Source organism: Streptomyces sp. col6, from assembly GCF_008042035.1.
In the GTDB taxonomy this organism is placed as follows: Bacteria; Actinomycetota; Actinomycetes; order Streptomycetales; family Streptomycetaceae; genus Streptomyces.
The window spans coordinates 1,107,122-1,124,152 of record NZ_RDBL01000029.1 but is presented as its reverse complement, the minus strand read 5'-3'; the positions used below and the strand labels follow the sequence as shown (position 1 = coordinate 1,124,152).

12 protein-coding genes are annotated in these 17,031 nt (G+C 73.4%); 9 read left to right on the top strand and 3 right to left on the bottom strand.

The window, feature by feature from the left end; translation table 11 throughout:
• The first annotated feature begins 131 nt into the window (after positions 1-131).
• The 7 genes from EAO73_RS34270 to EAO73_RS34240 all read left to right on the top strand — a co-directional run bounded on the left by EAO73_RS34270 (position 132) and on the right by EAO73_RS34240 (position 12,585).
• The gene (locus tag EAO73_RS34270) at positions 132-779 is read left to right on the top strand and encodes a hypothetical protein (RefSeq protein WP_147975337.1); all 648 of its coding nucleotides are present in this window, start codon (positions 132-134) and stop codon (positions 777-779) included.
• A gap of 131 nt (positions 780-910) precedes the next feature.
• On the top strand, positions 911-3,025 hold the full coding sequence (locus tag EAO73_RS34265) for a flotillin family protein (protein WP_147975336.1): 2,115 nt from the start codon (positions 911-913) through the stop codon (positions 3,023-3,025).
• Positions 3,026-3,317: 292 nt separating this feature from the next.
• A complete protein-coding gene (locus tag EAO73_RS34260) occupies positions 3,318-8,204 on the top strand; it encodes a DNA repair ATPase (protein WP_147975335.1) in 4,887 nt (1,628 codons plus the stop codon).
• A gap of 29 nt (positions 8,205-8,233) precedes the next feature.
• A complete protein-coding gene (locus EAO73_RS34255) occupies positions 8,234-10,183 on the top strand; it encodes an NAD-binding protein (protein WP_147975334.1) in 1,950 nt (649 codons plus the stop codon).
• Positions 10,184-10,313: 130 nt separating this feature from the next.
• Positions 10,314-11,399 carry an LLM class flavin-dependent oxidoreductase gene (locus EAO73_RS34250; protein WP_147975333.1) on the top strand — a complete coding sequence of 362 codons (1,086 nt, stop codon included), beginning with the start codon at positions 10,314-10,316 and terminating at the stop codon, positions 11,397-11,399.
• Positions 11,400-11,401: 2 nt separating this feature from the next.
• Entirely contained in the window at positions 11,402-12,055 is a 654-nt protein-coding gene (locus EAO73_RS34245) for a CE1759 family FMN reductase (RefSeq protein ID WP_147975332.1), read from the top strand.
• Between the two features lie 107 nt (positions 12,056-12,162).
• Positions 12,163-12,585 (top strand): universal stress protein, encoded by a 423-nt coding sequence (locus EAO73_RS34240; protein WP_093708017.1) that lies wholly within the window; start codon positions 12,163-12,165, stop codon positions 12,583-12,585.
• An 85-nt stretch (positions 12,586-12,670) separates the two neighbouring features.
• Here the strand turns inward: EAO73_RS34240 and EAO73_RS34235 are convergent, their stop codons facing one another.
• Together EAO73_RS34235 and EAO73_RS34230 are read right to left on the bottom strand one after the other, a co-directional pair.
• Positions 12,671-13,783, bottom strand: a complete 1,113-nt coding sequence (locus tag EAO73_RS34235; protein WP_147975331.1) for a MerR family transcriptional regulator — start codon at positions 13,781-13,783, stop codon at positions 12,671-12,673.
• Positions 13,784-13,875: 92 nt separating this feature from the next.
• Positions 13,876-14,274, bottom strand: a complete 399-nt coding sequence (locus EAO73_RS34230; RefSeq protein ID WP_147975330.1) for a hypothetical protein — start codon at positions 14,272-14,274, stop codon at positions 13,876-13,878.
• A gap of 121 nt (positions 14,275-14,395) precedes the next feature.
• Between EAO73_RS34230 and EAO73_RS34225 the strand changes: the two genes are divergently transcribed.
• Positions 14,396-15,289 carry a hypothetical protein gene (locus tag EAO73_RS34225; RefSeq protein ID WP_147975329.1) on the top strand — a complete coding sequence of 298 codons (894 nt, stop codon included), beginning with the start codon at positions 14,396-14,398 and terminating at the stop codon, positions 15,287-15,289.
• A 42-nt stretch (positions 15,290-15,331) separates the two neighbouring features.
• Positions 15,332-16,345, top strand: a complete 1,014-nt coding sequence (locus EAO73_RS34220; RefSeq protein ID WP_147975328.1) for an NADP-dependent oxidoreductase — start codon at positions 15,332-15,334, stop codon at positions 16,343-16,345.
• 14 nt (positions 16,346-16,359) lie between these two features.
• Here EAO73_RS34220 and EAO73_RS34215 read toward each other — a convergent pair whose 3' ends face one another.
• Positions 16,360-16,767: an RNA-binding S4 domain-containing protein gene (locus EAO73_RS34215; protein WP_147975327.1), complete on the bottom strand. Its 408-nt coding sequence runs from the start codon at positions 16,765-16,767 to the stop codon at positions 16,360-16,362.
• Positions 16,768-17,031 lie beyond the last annotated feature (264 nt).

Here is a 17,031-nt window from a genome sequence, read left to right as displayed (position 1 = left end):
GCACGGGGGATCGGGGGAAGACCCGGCTGCCGCGGTGTCGTCGAGGGTGACGCCGCGGCACCGGGGTCACCGCCCGGCCCGCGCGCAGGCGCCGGCGGCACCGCCGGCGGAACGGCAGGGGGTGGAAACCGATGCGCGAATTCCTGGACGCGACGCTGTCCTTCCCGGCCGTGCTCTTCGCCGCGGCGCTGGTCGTCGTCATCGCCTTCTGGCTGCTGGTCCTGGTCGGCGCGGCCGACCACCACTCCTTCGACGCGGACCTCGACACCGATCTCGCGGGCGTCGGCGGCGTACCGGTCACCGTCTCGGTGTCCCTGATGGTCGCCGTCGGCTGGTTCACCGCCCTGACCGGCTCGGTCCTGGTGCACCGCTCGGGAGCCACCGGCCCCGTCCGCGCTGCACTGGCCTGCGCGGTGCTCGCCGGGGCGCTGCTGCTCGCCTGGGGCGCGGTGCGGCTGCTCGTGCACCACTTCCGGCGCTACTTCCCCGACCAGCCTCCGCCATCGCGCCAGGACTTCCTGGGCCGGGTCTGCACGATCCGTACCGGCTCGGTCGGTTCGGACTTCGGCCAGGCCGAGGTCGCCGCCGCCGACGGGTCGACGGCCATCGTCCAGGTGCGCCAACTGGCGCCCGCCGACGCGGAGCTGACCTCGGGGAGTGCGGGCCTGCTGTACGCGTACGACGAGGCCGGCGAGTTCTTCTGGGTCTCCGCGTACGACAAGGCGCTCGACCCGGGCCCGCCGCCCGCCGCGCTGCCGCCGCACGGCCGTACGGCCTGAGGCTCCACCGTCCGCCTCACCGCTCCCGCCGGCGCGGTGTGCCCGTCCGGCCTGCCCGGACGCTGTGCGCCGCCGCGCCGTGTTTCACGTGAAACCGCTCATTTACCTTTTCTCAGCCGCCAAGGACTGTCATGGAAGCCATCTCCTTGGGCCTCGGCCTGCTCATCGCCGTGGTCCTGCTCATCGCCGTAGCCGTGCTGCTGATCGTCACCCGGCTCTTCCGCAAGGTGGAGCAGGGCAAGGCCCTGATCATCTCCAAGACCAAGAAGGTCGACGTGACCTTCACCGGCGCCGTCGTCCTGCCGGTGCTGCACAAGGCCGAGTCCATGGACATCTCGGTGAAGACCATCGAGATCCGCCGCACCGGGCGCGAGGGCCTGATCTGCCAGGACAACATCCGCGCGGACATCCACATCACGTTCTTCGTCCGGGTCAACAAGACCGTCGAGGACGTCATCAAGGTCGCCCAGGCGATCGGCACCGAGCGCGCCAGCGACAAGGTCGCCATCCAGGAGTTCTTCGCTGCGAAGTTCTCCGAGGCGCTCAAGACCGTCGGCAAGCAGCTGGACTTCGTCGATCTGTACACCAAGCGCGAGGAGTTCCGGGACCGGATCATCCGGGTCATCGGCACCGACCTGAACGGCTACCACCTCGACGACGCGGCGATCGACTTCCTGGAGCAGACGCCGATGGCGCAGCTCGACGGCGCGAACATCCTGGACGCCCAGGGCATCCGGAAGATAACCGAGCTGACCGCGATCGAGCACGTGCGCACCAACGAGTTCCAGCGCACCGAGCAGAAGGAGATCACCCGGCAGGACGTCGACGCCCGGGAGACCATCCTGGAGCTGGAGCGCCGGCAGGCCGAGGCCGAGATCAAGCAGCGTCGCGAGGTCGAGACGCTGCGGGCCCGCGAGGAGGCCGTGACCGCCCGGGTCCAGGAGGAGGAACGCCTGGGCGCCCAGGCCGCGTTCATCAAGACCGAGGAGCAGCTGGGCATCCAGCGGGAGAACCAGGCCCGCGAGATCGCCGTCGCGCAGAAGAACCGCGAGCGGGTCATCGCCGTGGAGAACGAGCGCATCGAGAAGGACCGGATGCTGGAGGTCATCGGGCGCGAGCGCGAGACCGAGCTGAACCGCATCGCCGCGACCAAGGAGGTCGAGGCGGAGCGCCGCGAGGTCGCCGACGTCATCCGCGAGCGCATCGCGGTGGACCGTACGGTCGCCGAGCAGGAGGAGTCCATCAAGACCCTGCGGTCGGTCGAGGAGTCCGAGCGCACTCGCAAGTCGGTCATCATCGCCGCCGAGGCGGAGGCGCAGGAGCAGCTGGTCAAGGACATCAAGGCGGCCGAGGCGGCCGAGGCCGCGGCCACCCACCGGGCGGCCGAGCAGCTCACGCTCGCCGAGGCCCGGCTGAAGACCGCCGACCTGGACGCCCAGGCGAAGCTGCGGCTGGCCGAGGGCATCAAGGCCGAGTCGGCGGCGCCCGGTCTCGCGGACGTCCAGGTGCGGGACGCGGCGGCGGAGGTGATCGAGAAGACGGGGCTCGCCGAGGCCGAGGCCACGTCCGCGCGGCTCAAGGCGGAGGCCGAGGGTGCCCGTCTCAAGGCCCTCGCGGACGCGGAGGGCACGCAGGCGCAGGCGTCGGCCGACGCGGCGATGATCGGCGAGAAGCTGAAGGCGGAGGCCGCGGGCCTCACGGAGAAGGCGGCCGCGATGGCGGCGCTGGACGACGCGTCGCGCGGACACGAGGAGTACCGGCTGCGGCTGGCCGCCGAGAAGGAGATCCGGCTCGCGGGTCTCGATGTGCAGCGGCAGGTCGCCGAGGCGCAGGCGACGGTCCTGGCCAAGGGCCTGGAGAACGCGGACATCGACATCGTCGGCGGCGAGACGGTCTTCTTCGACCGGCTGGTCTCGTCCATCTCGATGGGCAAGAGCCTGGACGGTTTCGTCGCGAACTCGGACACGGCGCAGGCGCTGGCCGGTCCGTGGCTGAAGGGCGAGTCCTCGTTCACGGAGGACCTGACGCGGGTGCTGTCGTCGGTGTCCACGGGTGACGTGCAGAACCTGACGGTGTCGGCGCTGCTGATGCGGCTGATGGCTTCGCCGTCGTCCGGGGTCGGTGCGGACCAGGTCCGCGCGCTGCTGGATCACGCGAAGTCGCTGGGCCTGGCGGAGGTCCCGGTCAGCGGTCTGGCCCCGGCGGGCCTGAACGGTACGCCGGTGCCTGAGGGGTCCGTGGCCTGAACGCCCCACCGAGCCCGGTCCGTCCTCRATCGCCGGACGGACTGGGTGGGGTCGGGCGGGGTTCTCAAGCCCCGCCCGGCGGTCACTTCCAGTCCGCCAGGCGACCTCCCAAGCCCGTCCGGCGATTGAGGACACCTGGACGGCGAGTCCCAGCCCGCCCGCAGATCAAATGAAGCCCGCCAGGCGGGCTTTCAAGCCCGTCCGGCGTTTGAGGACGCCCGGACGGCACGTCCGAGCCTGTCCGGCGGTCGAGGACACCGCCGCGAGCCCCACCGCGAGGAGACCCGCACCCATGGACCCCGTGACCCCTCCCACCGCCGGGGACTACGACGTCCTGCGGCGCCGCCTGAGCACCCACGCCACCGAACTCGCCCGCAGGGCCACCGCCCTCAACGCCCGCCGCACCGAGGCGTTCGGCTCCACCGGCCTCCGGCTGCTCGGCAGCGAGCAGATCCGCACCGCCCGCCCCTCCGTCCCCCGCGATCTCGTCGCGCTCGGCGGCGAGCTGCTGTTCGGGTTCGAGCGGGGGCCCGGCCAGCAGAGCGAACCCGCCGTCGACGACGTGCTCGCCCTGTACGCCGCCGATCTCACGCCCGGCACCGGCGCCCCGCTCACCGACGTCTCCTTCGTCCGCGAGTTCGACGGACTGCACCGGTACTTCCGGGACGCGAGGCTGCTGCGGCTGCGCCGGACCGAGGGCCGCCTGCTGGCGGTCTTCCGTACCGGCGAGACCGCGAAGGACATCCGGGTCCTGCGCTGGGCGCTGAACCCCGACGGCTCCCCCGGCGCGTTCCTGGACGCGCGCGGCGAGCGCGACCACGTGTTCCCGCCGTCGCACGACTTCACCTGGACGACCGCCGGACGCGAGTCCCACGTCGCGGGCCGCCACCCGCACATCGCCCTCGGCACCACGGCCGAGCTGTACGTCGACACGCTCGGCGGCACGCTCACCGTGAAGACTGTCAACGACACGGACACCCCCGACGGGATCTACGAGGAGCCCGTCACCGAACCGCTCCAGTCACTGGCCGACGCCGAGGTCGAGTACGCGGAGCTGGGCCCGCTCGTCCTGCTGCGCGTGCGCCCGTACAAGGAGGAGGCGCGGCGCCACCTCGTCTTCAACGCCCTGCTCGGGACCGTCACCCGGCTCGACGGCATCGGCCCGGCCTGTCAGCGGCTCCCGGAGGACCAGGGGATCATCTTCCCCGGCGGCTTCTACCTGACCACGGGCGAGGCCAGGACCTTCGACATCGCGCAGCCGCTCACGGACCCGGTCTTCGAGGAGGCCGTCCGCTCCCCGAACGGCGAGGACGTGCTCTACGTCTTCCGCTCCCGCCAGGACGGCCGGAGCCTGCTGCTGCCGTACAACGTGATCCGCCAGGAGGTCGCGACCCCGCTCCAGGGCCGGGGCCACGCGCTGCTCGACGACGGCACGCTGGTCGTGCTGCGCGACCCGGTGGAGGGCGGCGACGGGGGCGCGGCGCGCGTGCACCCGTTGCAGCGCTGGCAGACCTCGTACGTCTCCGACACCTATGCCGCGTCCCGCCCGGCGGGCGAGGGTCCGCTCGCCCGGGTCGGCAACGCCGACCTCGTGCGCGGGATCTCCGACTGCCTCGCGCTCGCGCACGCCGCGTCCGAGACGACGCCGACGGCCGCCGTGTACGACCGGCTGGTCGCGGACTGCGTACGGGCGGGCGACCGCTACCACTGGCTGGACGACGGGGAACTGGGCGACCTGGCTGCGCCGTTGGCCGATCTGCGGGAGACCGCGGGCCAGGTGGTCGCGGAGTTCGAGGCCGTCCAGGAACTGACCCGGCAGGCCGCCGACGCGCTCAGCGAGACCGCCGACCGCATCACCGCCCTGGTCCGCCGGGTCCGCGGCGAGGCCCCGCGCACGGCCGCCGAGTGGGTCGACCGCCTGACCGGACTGCGCGGCGCTCACGGACATTTGGCGACCCTCGCCGAGATGCGGTACGCGGACACCGAGCGCATCGCGGAACTCACCGCCACCACCGCCGACGACATCGAGGCGGCCGGCCGCCGCGCGGTCGCCTTCCTGGCCAGGGACGACGCGTTCGCCGGCTACCACGAGGACATCGCCCGCCTCACCGAGGAGGCCGCCGAGCTGCCCTCGGTGACCGACGCCGCCGCGCTCGGGGAGCGGCTGGCCGGCATGACGGACGGCCTGGGCACGGTCACGGACGTCGTCGCCGGTCTCGACATCGGCGACGGTGTGGTCCGTACGTCGATCATGGAGCGCATCGCGGAGGTGCTCGGCGCCGTCAACCGCGCCCGTGCCGTGCTCGACGCCCGTCGCCGCAGCCTGGCGGATCACGAGGGCCGGGCCGAGTTCGCCGCCGAGTCCGCGCTGCTCGGGCAGGCCGTGACGGCAGCGCTGGCCGCCGCCGGCACCCCGGAGTCCTGCGACGAGCAGCTGGCCAGGCTGCTGCTCCAGCTGGAGAACCTGGAGGCGCGGTTCGCGGAGTTCGACGACTTCCTGGCGGAGCTCGCCGAACGCCGGACGGAGGTGTACGAGGCGTTCTCGGCGCGCAGGCAGAGCCTTCAGGACGCCCTGGCCCGCCGCACCGAGCGCCTGGCGGAGTCCGCCGCGCGCGTGCTGGAGACGGTCGCCCGCCGCAGCGCGGCCCTTCCGGACGCGGACGCCGTCCACACCTACTTCGCCTCCGACCCGATGGTCGCGAAGATCCGCCGTACCGCCGAGGAGCTGCGGGCGCTCGGGGACACCGTGCGCGCGGAGGAGCTGGACGGGCAGCTGCTCGCCGCCCGCCAGGAGGCGGGCCGGGCCCTGCGCGACCGCAGCGAGCTGTACGCGGACGGCGGGTCCGTGATCCGGCTGGGCCGGCACCGGTTCGCCGTGAACACCCAGCCGTTCGAGCTGACGCTCGTTCCCCAGGACGACGGGCTCTCGTTCGCCGTCACCGGGACCGACTACCGGATGCCGGTGAGCGACCCGGCCTTCGCCGCGACCCGCCCGTACTGGGACCAGACGCTGCCCTCCGAGTCGCCGTCCGTCTACCGGGGCGAGCACCTGGCCGCCCGCCTCCTCGACGAGCACGGCGCGGACCGGCTGGCCACCCTGGACGACGTCGAGCTCGCGACGCTCGTACGGGAGTCCGCGGCAGCCGCGTACGACGAGGGCCATCAGCGCGGTGTCCACGACGAGGACGCGACCGCGATCCTGGCCGCGCTCCTGCGGCTGCACGCGGAGGCCGGGCTGCTGCGCTTCCCGCCCGCCGTCCGGGCCGCCGCCCAGCTGTTCTGGGCCCACGGCACGGACGAGGCCCGCCGCACCTCCTGGACGCGCCGCGCCCGCTCGCTGGCCCGCGCCCGGGAGACCTTCGGCCTCGCCCCGGCGATTGCCGCGCTCCAGGAGGAGTGGGCGTCGGTGATCGGCGGCGAGAGCCCCCGCACCGTCGCCGCGTACCTCTTCGAGGAGCTGACCGGCGGCCCCGAGGGCTTCGTGACCGGCGCCTCCGTCCGGGCGTTCCTGGACAAGTTCCGGCACGCCACCGGCACATCGGCGTACGACGACGACCTCACCGCGCTCGCGGACGACCTGCCGGCCCGGCGCCAGCTCGTGGAGGGCTGGCTCACCTCGTACGCCGGGGCGAGCGGCACGGACCTCGACCCGGGCGACCTCGCGGAGGCCGTCGCCGTGGAGCTGTGCCCGGAGCCGCTGCTCGCCCGCTACGAGGCCGACGCCCCGCTCACCGAGACCGTGGACGGGCTGCTGGGGGTCCACTCGCGCATCGAGCGCGGCCGGCTCACCGTACGGATCGACGAACTCCTCGCCCGGACCGAGGAGTTCCGCACCGCCGTCGTTCCCGGATTCCGCGCCTACCAGCGGCGGCGGAACTCCCTGGTCGCCGCCGAGCGGACCCGGCTGCGGCTCGACGACCACCGCCCCCGGGTGATGTCCGCGTTCGTGCGCAACCGGCTGCTCGACGAGGTGTACCTGCCGCTGATCGGCGACAGCCTCGCCAAGCAGCTCTCCACCACCGACGCCGACCGCCGCACCGACTCGCAGGGCCTGCTGCTGCTCGTCTCGCCGCCCGGCTACGGCAAGACGACGCTCATGGAGTACGTCGCCGACCGGCTCGGGCTCGTCCTCGTCAAGATCAGCGGGCCCAACCTGGGCCACGACGTGACCTCGCTGGACCCCGCGCAGGCGGGCAGCGCCACCGCGCGCCAGGAGATCGAGAAGATCAACTTCGCGCTGGAGGCGGGCAACAACACACTGCTCTACCTCGACGACATCCAGCACACCTCGCCGGAACTCCTCCAGAAGTTCATCCCGCTCTGCGACGCCACCCGCCGCGTCGAAGGCGTACGGGACGGCGAGCCGCGCACCTACGACCTGCGGGGCAAGCGGTTCGCCGTCTGCATGGCGGGCAACCCGTACACCGAGTCGGGCGCACGCTTCCAGGTGCCCGACATGCTCGCCAACCGGGCCGACGTGTGGAACCTGGGCGAGGTGCTGGCCGGCCGCGAGGACGTCTTCGCGCTGAGCTTCGTCGAGAACGCGCTGACCGCCAACCCGGTCCTCGCCCCGCTCGCCGGCCGCTCCCGCGAGGACCTGGCGCTGCTGCTGCGGCTCGCCGCCGAGGACCCGACGGCCCGCCCGGAACAGCTCGAACACCCCTACGCGCCCGCCGAGGTGGACCGGATCACCGCCGTTCTGCGTCATCTGCTGCGCGCCCGGGACACGGTGCTCGCGGTCAACGCCGCGTACATCGCGTCGGCCGCGCAGACGGACGCCACCCGCACCGAACCGCCGTTCCGGCTCCAGGGCTCGTACCGCAACATGAACCGGATCGCGGAGCGGATCGCGCCCGTGATGAACGACGCGGAGCTGTCCGCCGTCGTCGAGGACCACTACGCGGGCGAGGCGCAGACCCTCACCAGCGGGGCCGAGGCGGCCCTGCTGAAGCTGGCCGCCCTGCGGGGCACGCTCACGCCGGCACAGAGCGAGCGCTGGGCCGCGCTCTGCTCCTCGTACGTCCGCACCCAGGCGCTCGGCGGGCCCGAGGGCGATCCGATGACCCGCGCCGTGGCCGCGCTCGGGCTGCTCGCGGACCGGATCGCGGCCGTCGAGACGGCGATCGGCCGCGCCGCCGATCCCCGGCACCTGCCGGCGCGGCACCCCGAGGACCGCTGACCGTACCGATCTCCCGAAGGGAGCAAGGCATGCTGGGACATGTGTCCTCCTCATTCCCCCAGCAACCCCAACCCTCCCCGCTCTCCGGCCACATGGTCGTCTGCGGGGACGACGCGCTCGCCCAGCGGCTCGCCGTGGAACTGCGGTACGTCTACGGGGAGCGGGTCACCCTCGTCCTGCCGCCGGAGCCGGGCGCGGCCAGGCCGGACGAGCCGCTGAGCGGGCGCGGCCGGGCCGCCGCGCTGTTCGGGCGGATGGCGTCCGCGATGAACCGCAACGGCGGGGGGCTGCCGCACGGTTCGGACGGGGACACCAACGCCGGGGTGGAGGCCGTGCGCATCCTCCAGGCCGCGGAGCCGTCCGACGAGGCGCTGGAGGAGGCGGGGATCTCCAGGGCGTCGGCGGTCGCCCTGGTCTACGACGACGACGAGCGCAACATCCGGGCCGCGCTGACCGCGCGCCGGCTCAACCCCCGTGTCCGGCTGGTGATCCGGCTCTACAACCGCAAGCTCGGCCAGCATCTGGAGACCCTGCTCGACCAGGCCGCCGCCGTCGCGTCCCCCGGGCTCGACCAGGCCGCGATCGACGCCTCCACCACGGTCCTGTCCGACGCCGACACCGCCGCGCCCGCCCTCGCCGCCACCGCGCTCGCCGGGTCGACCCGGGTGATCCGGGCGGAGGGCCTGTTCCTGCGGGCCGCCGAGCGCACCCCGCCCCGGGGCGGCCAGGTCGCCGACCCCGGCCTGTGCACGCTGGCCCTGCTCTCCTCCACCACGCACGACCCGGCCGGCGCGGAGGGCTCCGACAGCAGCGGCGCGGAGGGGCCGCAGCTGCTGCCGGACCCGACGGAGATCGCCTCCGCGACCGGCCGCGGCACGGTCGTCCTGGAGGCCGTCACCCAGTCGGGACCGGCCGCTCCCAAGGTCCGGATGAGCGGCCGGAGCGCGCCGCTGAGCCAGTTCTTCTCGCGCCGGCTGCGGTGGTCGGCCCTCGGCGTCGGGCTGGCGGTCCTCGGGCTGGCGGTGGCCTCCACGGTCACCACGGGCGACAACGCCCTGCACGCCACCTACCTCACCCTGCTCGACCTGTTCGCCATGGGCGACCCGGCCATCGGTGACCCGACCGCCCGCCAGATCATCCAGATCCTCTCCGGTATCGCGGGCCTGATGCTGCTGCCGCTGCTGGTGGCCGGTGTGCTGGAGGCGTTCGGCTCGCTGCGCACCGCCTCCTCGCTGCGGCGTCCGCCGCGCGGCCTGTCCGGGCACGTGGTGCTGCTCGGCCTCGGCAAGATCGGCACCCGGGTCCTGGTGCACCTGCGGGAGCTGGGCATCCCGGTGGTCTGCGTGGAGGAGGACCCGGAGGCGCGGGGCATCCCCGTCGCCCGGCGGCTCCACGTGCCGGTGGTCCTCGGTGACGTCACGGACGAAGGGGTGCTGGAGGCCGCCAAGATCAGCCGCTCGCGCGGGCTCCTCGCGCTGACCAGCGCCGACACGACGAACCTGGAGGCCGCGCTGTACGCCCGCTCGCTGAAGCCGAATCTGCGGGTGACGGTGCGGCTGTTCGACGACGAGTTCGCCACGGCGGTCTACCGGACGCTGCGCACGGCGCACCCGCAGGCGATCACCCGGTCCCGCTCGGTGTCCCATCTGGCCGGGCCCTCCTTCGCGGTCGCGATGATGGGCCGGCAGATCCTGGGGGCGATCCCGGTCGAGCGGAAGGTGCTCCTGTTCGCCGCGATCGAGGTCGCCGGGCATCCCCAGCTGGAGGGCCGTACGGTGGAACAGGCGTTCCGCGCGGGCGCGTGGCGCGTCCTGGCCCTGGACGTGGCCCCGACCGGGCCCGCCTCCACCGGCGAGGGCGCTCTCGTCTGGAACATCCACCCCGGCTACGTGCTCCGCCCGACGGACCGCGTGATCATCGCGGCGACACGACGGGGCCTCGCGGAACTCATGGGCCGCCGGGCGCTGACGCGCCGCTGAGCCGGGGCTGCCCTGCCTCCGCCCGGTCCGGGGTGACCGGGGCCGGGAAGGAATACCCCGGCCCCGCCCCCCGTTGTACGGTGCGTCCACTTAGTTCAACGTTCAACAACAAGTCCAGGAGGCGGACGCCATGCAGTTCGGGATCTTCACCGTCGGGGACGTCACCACCGACCCCACCACCGGGACGACGCCGAGCGAGCACGAGCGGATCAAGGCCACCGTCGCCATCGCACGGAAGGCCGAGGAGGTCGGGCTCGACGTCTTCGCGACGGGTGAGCACCACAACCCGCCGTTCGTCCCCTCGTCGCCCACCACCACGCTCGGCTACATCGCGGCGCAGACCGAGAACCTCCTCCTGTCGACCTCGACCACGCTGATCACCACCAACGACCCGGTGAAGATCGCCGAGGACTACGCGACGCTCCAGCACCTCGCGGACGGCCGCGTGGACCTGATGATGGGGCGCGGGAACACCGGCCCGGTCTACCCGTGGTTCGGCAAGGACATCCGCCAGGGCATCCCGCTCGCCATCGAGAACTACGCCCTGCTGCACCGGCTGTGGCGGGAGGACGTCGTGGACTGGGAGGGCAAGTTCCGTACGCCGCTCCAGTCGTTCACGGCCACCCCGCGCCCGCTGGACGGCGTGCCGCCGTTCGTCTGGCACGGCTCCATCCGCTCGCCGGAGATCGCCGAGCAGGCCGCGTACTACGGCGACGGCTTCTTCCACAACAACATCTTCTGGCCCATCGAGCACACGCAGAAGATGGTGAACCTGTACCGGCAGCGGTACGCCCACTACGGCCACGGCACCGCCGAGCAGGCGATCGTGGGTCTCGGCGGCCAGGTGTTCATGCGGAAGAACTCGCAGGACGCGGTACGGGAGTTCCGTCCGTACTTCGACAACGCGCCGGTCTACGGGCACGGGCCCTCGATGGAGGACTTCACCCGGCAGACGCCGCTGACCGTGGGCTCGCCCCAGGAGGTCATCGAACGGACGCTGTCCTTCCGGGACGCCGTGGGCGACTACCAGCGCCAGCTGTTCCTGATGGACCACGCGGGACTGCCGCTGAAGACGGTCCTGGAGCAGCTCGACATCCTTGGCGAGGAGGTCGTCCCCGTCCTGCGCAAGGAGTTCGCCGCCCTGCGCCCGGCCGGCGTCCCCGAGACCGCGCCGCTGCACCCCGCCTTCGCCGCCACCCTCACGAAGGAGAGCTGACCGTGTTCGCCACCGAACCGCTGAGGATCGTCGCCGTATCGGCCGGGCTCAGCAACCCCTCGTCGACCCGGCTGCTGGCCGACCGGCTGGCCGCCGCCGCCCGGGAGCGGCTGGAGGACGCGCAGGACCGCCCGGTCGACGTCCGGGTGATCGAACTGCGCGACCTGGCCGTGGACATCGCGGGCCACCTGGTGTCCGGCTTCCCGTCGGCCGCCCTGGAGGACGCGCTCGCGGCGGTGACCGGCGCAGACGGGCTGATCGCGGTCACGCCGGTCTTCACCGCCTCGTACAGCGGCCTGTTCAAGTCGTTCTTCGACCTGGTCGAGAACACCGCCCTGACCGGCAAGCCGGTGCTCGTCGCCGCGACCGGCGGCACCCCCCGGCACTCTCTGGTACTGGAGCACGCGATGCGCCCGCTCTTCGCCTACCTGCGCGCCATCACGCTGCCGACCTCGGTGTACGCGGCGTCGGAGGACTGGGGCGCGGCGGGCGACGCGTACGCCGACGGCCTGCCGGCCCGCATCCGGCGTGCGGGCGGGGAGCTGGCCGAGGCCGTCACGGGTGGCCGTGCGGTCTCCGGAGCGGCCCGGACCCCCGGCCTCGACGACGAGGTGGTCCCGTTCGAGCAGCAGCTCGCCGCCCTGCGCCCGGCCTGACCGGACCCGCGGGAATCGCCGTTTCGACCGTTTTGACTAGAGTCGTACGGGAAGGCGTGACGCGAGCACGGACCGAGCACAACCGCAGAACCCAGCTGGAGGAAGAGATGGGCAGGATCGTGGTGGGCGTGGACGGCTCCGAGTCGTCGGTCAAGGCACTGCACTGGGCCGTGCGCCAGGCGGAGCTGACCGGTGACACGGTGGAGGCCGTCAACAGCTGGGAGTACCCCGCGACCAGCTGGGCGTCGATGATGCCGGGCCTGCCGGAGGACTTCGACCCGCAGGCCATGGCCACGGTGTCGCTCACCGAGACGCTGGAGGAGGCGCTGGGCGCCCAGGGCGCCGCCGCCGTCAGCAAGGTCGTGGTGATCGGCAACCCGGCGCAGGCCCTGCTCGACCGGGCCGAGGGCGCGAACCTGCTGGTCGTGGGCGCGCGCGGGTACAGCGGCTTCAAGGCGACCCTGCTCGGCTCGGTCAGCCTGCACGTCACCCAGCACGCCTCGTGCCCGGTGACCGTCGTCCGCGCCTGACCACCCCGGGCAGCCGGGAGGGCCCCGCACCACGCGTGGTGCGGGGCCCTCCCGCGTACTCACAGCGTGGGGCCCTCCGGCGTACTCACAGCTCCACGACGTCCGCCACCGCGCAGGCCACGTTGTCGGGGGCGCCGGCCGCCTCCGCCAGGGCGATCAGCTCGCGCACGGCGGTGCCGGGCCCGTCCGCCCCGGCCAGCACCCGCGCCAGATCGCCGCCGTCGACGACCGCCGAGAGCCCGTCCGAGCAGAGCAGATAGCGGTCACCGGGCAGGGCGTCCCGGACGGCCAGATCGGGCCCCGAGCCCTGCGGGCCGTCAGCGGACAGCACCTTGAGGAGCATGGCGCGCTGCGGGTGCGAGAACGCCTCCTCCTCCGTCAGCGAACCGTCGTCGATCATCGACTGGACCAGGCTGTGGTCGTGCGTGATCCGGAACAGCTCGCCCCCGCGCAGCAGATACGCCCGCGAGTCCCCGATGTGCACCAGCCCCAGCTGGGAGCCGGTCCACACCATCGCCGTCAGCGTTGTGCCGGACTCCTCCGGCGCCGCGCTCCCCGCGACCGCGTCCCGTACCGCGAGCGCGGCCCGCTCCGCCGCGTCGTGCAGGCTGTTCAGCAACTCCGCCGCGGGGACCGCGCCCAGCGGCTTCAACGCCTCGATCGCCGCCGTGCTGGCCCCCGCGCCGCCCGCGCCGAACCCGTCGGCGACCGCGAGCAGCCGGGCACCGGCGTAGACCGCGTCCTGGTTGGTCTCCCGCACCGCTCCCGTGTCGGTGCCGGCCGCGTAGCGGATTCCGAGTGTGCCCACCGATGTCATGACGTCCTCCGTCGACAGCTGGTCGATGAGGAAGGCCGCGAGGTCACGGCGGGCCGCCGTCTCCGCCTCGACGCGCGCCCAGTACGCCCGGATCGCCGCGGCGGCCGCGCCGGGTTCCAGCGCGATCACCTCCCTGATCCGGGCGAGCGGCATCCCGATCCGGCGCAGCCAGGCCACCAGCCGGGCCGCCCGCACCTGCGCCGGGTCGTAGTACCGGTAGCCGTTCACCGGGTCGACCAGGGCCGGCGGGAGCAGGCCGAGCTCGTCGTAGCGGCGCAGCGCCTTGGCGGACAGCCGGGACAGCCGGGCGAACGTCCCGATCGTCACCAGTGCCGCGCCGGGACCCCGCCCGTCGTCCGTCGTCACCGCGCTCCTCCTCATACCGGGCGGACTTCCCGCCCCGGCACACTCGATCCTTGGCCTTCCCCCATGGAGAAGGTCAAGGATCGACGACGCGCGGGTGGGTGCGGGGGTCACTCCCGCGTGTAGAAGTAGTAGTACGCGGCGAGCAGTCCGCCGATTCCGAGGATCAGGCCGAGCACCGACGCCGACAGGATGCTCGCGCCGGACAGGCTGTAGAGGAAGCCGATCGAACCGCCGGTCAGCACCCCGTACGCGGCGGCCCGCAGCTCGCGCGGCAGCCGGTTCTGGATGCGGCCGAGCCCGAAGCAGAGCACCGCGAGCACGGCGCCGGAGACAAGGCCGAGGGCCAGCCTGGTGCCGGTGAGCACCCCGCCGCCGCGGACGATGGCGGTCGCGTAGCAGCCCATGATCACGCCGAGCGTGACCGGGATCGCCCAGCTGAGGACCGGGCGGTGCCGGGCGGGAATCGCGTGCCTCCCGCGTGCCGGCACCGAAGCGTGTGCGGCCATGGCAGAGAGCTCCTTCCGTCGCCCCCGCTTTCCCTCCAGAGCACACCTGGTCGGGCCGCCCGGCAACTCGGATGGCCCACGGCCCGGGGCGCGCCGCCGCCATCCGGGATTCCCTGGAGGGGTGCGGACGTATCTCTCGGTGGCTCTCTCGGCAGCGCTGGTGGTGCTGCTGGCCGTCCTGGTGCCGCTGAGCGCGCTGTCCGCCTGGGTCGACCTGGAGATCGACGACACGGACCGTTACGTGGCCGCCGTCGCCCCGCTCGCCGACGACCCCGCCGTGCAGAGCACCGTCGCCGACCTCATCACCGACAACGCGATGAAGCAGATCGACGTCGGACCGCTCCAGAGCACCGTGCGCGAATTCCTGCACCAGGCGGTGGGGTCGTTCACCACCACCGAGGCCTTCCAGGACGCCTGGACCGCCGCCAACCGCACCGCGCACGAGACGGTCACCGCCGCGCTGGACGGGCAGAGCGGCGAGAGCGTCACGATCGACCTGGCGCCCGTCACGGAGCAGGTGAAGCAGAACCTGGTGGACAACGGGGTGCCGTTCGCCGACCGGATCCCCGTCCAGCACACCGACATCCAGCTGGTCTCCGCCGACCGCGCGGACCAGCTGCGGCAGAGCTTCCGGTGGCTGCGCGCCGCGAGCGTGTGGCCGGCCGTCGGCACCCTGGTGTTCGCGCTGCTCGCGATCGTGCTCGCCTGGGTGCGCGGCGGCCCCGGCCGCCGGCTGCGGTCCCTGGCCGCGCTGTCCGCCACCGCCGTGACCGCCGCCGGCTTCGCACTCGGCGCGCTGGTGCTGCGCGGAGTGCTCGCGCTGGCCCGCGACCGGGTGCTGGACGAGGTCCCCGACAGCGACACCGGCGCCGCCGCGGCCGTCTACGACGCGCTGACCTCCTCACTGCGCACCACGGTGTGGATCGTCTTCGGCCTCGGCCTGGGCATCGCGGTGTGCGCGGTGGCGGCGCGGATCTGGGCCCAGCGGGTGCTGCCGGCGCCGACCGCGGACTGACGGGGACGTTCCCACCGAGCGGTACGACTGGGAGGTGTACGGATGCGAGCCATCGCCGTCAGCGGGCCCGGGGCCGACCCGGTGCTGGTCGAGCTGCCCAAGCCGGAGCCCCGGCCCGGTGAGGTGCGGGTACGGATCGAGTACGCCTCGCTGAACCCGCTGGACTGGCAGGTCGTGGACGGATCGGCGGGGGACCTCGCCCCGGCCCCTCGCTCCTTCCCGTTCGTCGTCGGCGTCGACTACGCGGGCCGGGTCGACATGATCGGCGGCGGCGAGAACCGCTTCCGCGTGGGCGACGTGGTGTTCGGGCGGGCGGGGGCGGTGGGTGCGGCTCCGGGTGACGCGGGCGCGACGGGCGGCGCGGGTGTGCCGGACGCGTGCGGGACCTACGGGGAGTACGTCTGTGTGCCGCAGGACTCCGCGATCACCCTCGTGCCGCGCGGTCTCGATCCCCGGGCGGCCGCCGCGCTGCCGTCCGCCGGGACGGCCGCCGCCCAGATCCTGGAGGCGGTGGCGCTACGGGGCCACGAGACCCTGCTGGTCGTCGGGGCGGCGGGCGGGATCGGCTGCTGTCTGACCCAGCTCGCCCGCGCCCGCGACATCCGGGTGATCGCGGCGGTGCGCGGTGACGAGCGGTCCGCGATGGGGTCGTTGGGCGCCGCCGCCACGGTCGATCTGACGGCCGGTCCGCCCGCCGAAGCGCTGCGGAGCGTCTGCCCGGACGGCATCGACGCGCTGGCGGACCTGGCGTCGGCGACACCGGAGGCGTTCGCCGTCCACGCCGCGGCGGTCCGGCCGGGCGGCATCGCGCTCTCCACGCGGGGCACCGCCGCCGGGGCCCGGCTGCCCGCGGGCGTCAGGGGCGTCGACTTCCGGATCGACCCGAACCCGGTCCTGCTGGACGTGCTGGCGGCGGGCGCGGCGGACGGGGTGCTGCGGGTGCTCATCGACGCCGAGTTCCCGCTGGAGCAGGCCCCGCAGGCCCTGGAGCGCAACCGGGCGGGCGGGGCGCGCGGCAAGACCGTGATCGTGCTGCGCGCACCCGGGCACTGCTGAGGCGGGCGCCCGACTCACTCCTCCGGACCGGGCCCCCAGCCGCGCAGCCGGTCCATCTCGCGCCGGTCCCGCTTCGTCGGCCGGCCCGCGCCCCGGTCCCGTACCGGCACCTGGATCGCGGCCTCGCGCGGCGGCGGAGGCGGGCTGTTGTCGACGAAGCACTCGGCGGCCACGGGCGGCCCGACCCGCTTCTTCACCAGCTTCGACACGACGACGATCCGGTCCCGGCCCGCGTGCCGCAGCCGCACCTCGTCACCGACGCGCACCGGCTGCGCGGGCTTGGCGCGTTCACCGGCGACCTTCACATGACCCGCACGGCAGGCGGCGGCCGCCTGCGCACGGGTCTTCGTGAGCCGGACCGACCAGATCCAGACATCGATCCGAACGCTGCCCTCCGTCTGCGGAGCCTCACCGGAAACCATGCGTCCGACTGTAAGCCGTACGGCCGGACGGCATGTCCTCACGTCAACTCGGCGCCCCTGCGGCGCAGGTGAAGCACCGGTGCGAGGAACGCCCGTGCGGGCGCCCAGGACTCGGTCGGGACTCGGTTGCGGCTCGGTTGTCCCACATGCGGGCCGTGCAGCCGGGAGGCCTGATCCGGCCGCTAACCTTACGTATCCGCCCTGGCCAGGGATCAATTCCCGCAGTACGGAAATTCATCGCACCCAACTCATGCGAAAGGCCTC